Below are 3,888 nucleotides of genomic sequence, written 5' to 3'. Positions count from 1 at the left end.
CGTTGTGGCGTCGAGGCCCGCCGACGACGCGCGCACGGCGAGAGCCGCCCCCGCGACGCCCACCGCCACCGCCGCCCCGGCGAGGCCGAGAACGATGCGGCGCATCCGGTCCGGGTCTCCCATTCCCGGCGCGGCGCCGGGGGATCAAGGCGGGCCGCTTATAGCGCGGCTCCTGCGCCGGCTCCAAACGGGGCCGTCCAAGGTCGGCTTTTCGCAACCGCGAAGGCGGCCCTATGATGCGCGCGTTGCGCCCGCCTGTCCGATCCGACCTCCCCGGAGACCGCCGATGACCCACGCCGCCGACGCGCCGCTGTGGACCCCTTCGCCCGAACGCCGGGCCGCGAGCGCGCTCGCGCGTTTCGCCGCGCTCGCGGGCGAGCGGGCGGGCCGGGACCTCACGGAGTTCCGCGCGCTGCACGCCTGGTCGATCGAGGATCGCGAAGGCTTCTGGGATCTGGTGTGGGACTTCGGCGGCGTCATCGGCGACAAGGGCGGCGTGCTGCTCGAGAACGGCGACGCCATGCCCGGCGCGCGGTTCTTTCCGGAGGCCCGGCTGAACTTCGCCGAGAACCTGCTGCGAGGCGTGGGCCCGGACGACGCGCTGGTGTTCCGGGGCGAGGACAAGGCCGAGGCGCGCTGGAGCTTCGACCGGCTGCGGGCCGAGGTGTCGCGGCTGCAGCAGGCGCTGAAGGCGGCGGGCGTCGGGCCGGGCGACCGGGTGGCGGCCATGGTCCCGAACCGGCCGGAGACCGTCGCGTTCATGCTGGCGACCGCCTCGCTCGGGGCGGTGTGGTCGTCCTGCTCGCCGGATTTCGGCGAGCGCGGCGTGCTGGACCGCTTCGGCCAGATCGAGCCCAAGGCGTTCGTCACCGTGGACGGCTACTGGTACGCCGGCAAGCGCATCGAGATCGCCGCCAAGCTGAAGCCGATCGTGGACGCGCTGCCGACGGTGGAGACCGTGGTGGTGATCCCCTATCTCGGGATCGCGGAGGAGGTGGCGGCCTCCTTGCGCGCCGGCGTGACGCTGGAGGCCTTCACCGAGCGCTTCCCGGCGACGGAGCTGACGTTCGAGCGCCTGCCCTTCGCCCATCCGCTCTACGTGCTGTTCTCCTCCGGCACCACCGGCGTGCCGAAGTGCATCGTGCATTCGGCCGGCGGCGTGCTGCTGCAGCATCTGAAGGAGCATCGGCTGCACTCGGACGTCGGCAAGGGCGACCGGGTGTTCTACTTCACCACCTGCGGCTGGATGATGTGGAACTGGCTGGTCTCGGGGCTGGCGGCGGAGGCGACGCTGCTGCTGTTCGACGGCTCGCCGTTCCACCCGAGCCCGGCCGTGCTGTTCGACTTCGCCGACGACGAGCGCATGACCTTCTTCGGCACGTCGGCGAAATGGATCGACGGCGTGAAGAAGCAGGGCCTCACGCCCCGCGAGACCCACAGCCTCGCCACCGTGCGCACCATCGCCTCCACCGGCTCGCCGCTGGCGGACTCGAGCTTCGACTGGATCTACGAGGCGGTGAAGCCGGACGTGCAGCTCGCCTCCATCTCGGGCGGCACCGACATCGTGTCCTGCTTCGTGCTGGGCGACCCGCTGGAGCCGGTGTGGCGCGGCGAGATCCAGGCGCCGGGGCTCGGCCTCGCCATCGCCGTGCTCGACGACGACGGCGCGCCCATGGCCTCGGGCAAGGGCGAGCTCGCCTGCGTGAAGGCGTTCCCCGCCATGCCGATCGGCTTCTGGAACGACCCGGACGGCGCGAAATACCGCGCGGCCTATTTCGAGCGCTTCGACAATGTCTGGGTCCACGGCGACTTCGCCGAATGGACCGAGCACGGCGGCCTGATCATCCACGGCCGCTCCGACGCCACGCTCAACCCCGGCGGGGTGCGCATCGGCACGGCGGAGATCTACGCCCAGGTCGAGAAGATGGAGGAGATCGTCGAGGCGCTCGCCATCGGGCAGGATTTCGACGGCGACGTGCGGGTGGTGCTGTTCGTGCGGCTGGCGCCCGGGGCGGAGCTGTCCGACGACCTCGTCAAGCGCATGAAGGTCCGCATCCGCGAGGGCGCCTCGCCGCGCCACGTGCCGGCGAAGATCGTGGCCGTGGCCGACATCCCGCGCACCAAGTCCGGCAAGATCGTGGAGCTCGCGGTGCGGGAGGTGGTCCATGGCCGCCCGGTGAAGAACAAGGAGGCGCTCGCCAACCCTGACGCGCTCGACCTGTTCGCGGACCTCGCCGAGCTGAAGGACTGAGCCGGCAGGGGCGTCAGCCCCGGCGGAGGCCCCAGACCGCGATCGCCGAAAGGCCTGCGGCGATCAGGGCGTTGTAGCCCGCGAGCGACAGGCCGAGGAAGCGCCAGGCGGCGCTGTCGCAGGGCACGATGCGGGTGCCGCGCATGCTCTCCATCAGCCCGCCCACGGACGAGGGGGCGGCGTTGGCCCCGGCGCAGCTCGCCGGTCCTGGCCAGAAGCCCCATTCCACGCCGGCGTGGTGGACGCCGAGCCCGGCGCCGACCGCGAACAGCAGCGCCACAAGGATCAGCGCGGCGCGGGCCGCGCCGGTCGTCCCGCCTCGCGCCAGAGCGGCGGCCGCGAGCGCCAGCGGCACGCCGAGGTAATAGGGCCAGCGCTGCCACAGGCAGAGCATGCAGGGCACGTAGCCGAACACATGCTCGAACACCAGGGCCCCGCCGATGGCAGCGGCGCCGATGACGGCGACGGCGAGCGCCGCGCCGGCGAGCCGGGAACGCGCGGAAGACGGGGCGGAGGGCGACGAGAGGGTCATGGCCCCTGTCATGACCGATCCGCGCGGTCCTGTCTCCCCTCACGCCGGGATGCGGCGCCCGCAGCCCGCGGCGGCCAGCCTCCGCCGCGCGCTGACGCTCCACGCTCGCGCCTCAGCGCCGCGCGCTTCCGGCGTCCCGTGTCCCGTATCCCTCTCCAAACGCGATCTCCCCGTCCGCCCGCGGACGTTTCCCGGCGCCCCGGTGTCCTGCGGGTCCGTGTCCTGCGCCCCGCATCCTGCGTCTCTGGGGTGCGCGCCCTGCGTCGGCGCAACGTCGTCGTGCGCCAAAGCATTGACCGAACGGTTCGGTCAGTGTTGCCGCGCAGCAGATATGCGTGCTATCGATCACTCGTGACCGAACCGTTCGGTCATGTTTTGCGTATCCAGTCCGATCCGAAGCGACGTTTGAGGAGAGGCGCGGCCGTCATGGCTCAGTCTCCGTTGTCCAGCCGGGGCCCGTCCGGGTCCGTCGCGCGTCTGCGGCCGACGAGCGCCGCGGATGTGGACGCGCGCGCGCCCGAGACGGACGACGCCGCCCGCCCCAACGAGGCGCGGGAGACGTCGGCGCCCGCCGCCGAGGCGGGTCCGCGCGCGGGCAAGACCTCCGGCTCGCGCAAGAAGCTCATCCTCATGGCCCTTGCGGGGCTCGCGCTCGGCGTCGGCCTCTGGCAGGGCGCGTCCTATTGGACCACGGGCCGCTTCATGGTCGAGACCGACGACGCCTATGTGGGCGCCGACATGGCGGTGATGTCCGCGAAGATTTCCGGCTACGTGGCCGAGGTCGCGGTCGAGGCCAACGCAGTGGTCGCGGCGGGCGCGGCGCTGGTGCGGCTCGACGACGGCGACGCGAAGCTCGCGGTCGAGGCCGCCGACGCCCGCATCGCCACACAGACCGCTTCGCTCGCCCGGTTCGACCGGCAGATCGCGGCCTCCGACGCGCAGATCCTGCAGGCGAAGGCGCAGCAGGTCTCCGCCGGCGCCGACCGCGGCCGCGCGGCCTCGGACTACGACCGCGCCCAGCAGCTCGCCCGCTCGAGCTACGGCAGCCGGCAGACCCTCGATCAGGCCAAGGCCGACCGCGACCGCACGGCGGCGGCGGTGGACA

The 3,888-nt window shown here is 72.6% G+C and carries 2 protein-coding genes and 1 pseudogene; 2 read left to right on the top strand and 1 reads right to left on the bottom strand.

Going from position 1 to position 3,888, the window contains the following annotated elements; genetic code table 11:
- Positions 1–286: 286 nt before the first annotated feature.
- The gene (locus tag ACFQ4O_RS15990) at positions 287–2,251 is read left to right on the top strand and encodes an acetoacetate--CoA ligase (protein ID WP_378777111.1); all 1,965 of its coding nucleotides are present in this window, start codon (positions 287–289) and stop codon (positions 2,249–2,251) included.
- Between the two features lie 13 nt (positions 2,252–2,264).
- On the opposite strand, the gene ACFQ4O_RS15985 is transcribed toward ACFQ4O_RS15990, so the two are convergent.
- Positions 2,265–2,783 carry a disulfide bond formation protein B gene (locus tag ACFQ4O_RS15985; RefSeq protein ID WP_378777109.1) on the bottom strand — a complete coding sequence of 173 codons (519 nt, stop codon included), beginning with the start codon at positions 2,781–2,783 and terminating at the stop codon, positions 2,265–2,267.
- Positions 2,784–3,284: 501 nt separating this feature from the next.
- Here ACFQ4O_RS15985 and ACFQ4O_RS15980 point away from each other — a divergent pair.
- Positions 3,285–3,888: pseudogene (locus ACFQ4O_RS15980) on the top strand (biotin/lipoyl-binding protein); the annotation flags it as partial.

Origin of the sequence: Methylopila musalis (assembly GCF_042679725.1) — a bacterium.
GTDB lineage: Bacteria > Pseudomonadota > Alphaproteobacteria > Rhizobiales > Methylopilaceae > Methylopila > Methylopila musalis.
This window is presented reverse-complemented; position numbering and strand designations above follow the sequence as displayed.

Bases quoted from the DNA above. Each gene is read 5' to 3' on its own strand.
- ACFQ4O_RS15990 (WP_378777111.1), top strand. From the start codon at position 287: ATGACCCACGCCGCCGACGCGCCGCTGTGGACCCCTTCGCCCGAACGC.
- ACFQ4O_RS15985 (WP_378777109.1), bottom strand. From the start codon at position 2,783: ATGACCCTCTCGTCGCCCTCCGCCCCGTCTTCCGCGCGTTCCCGGCTC.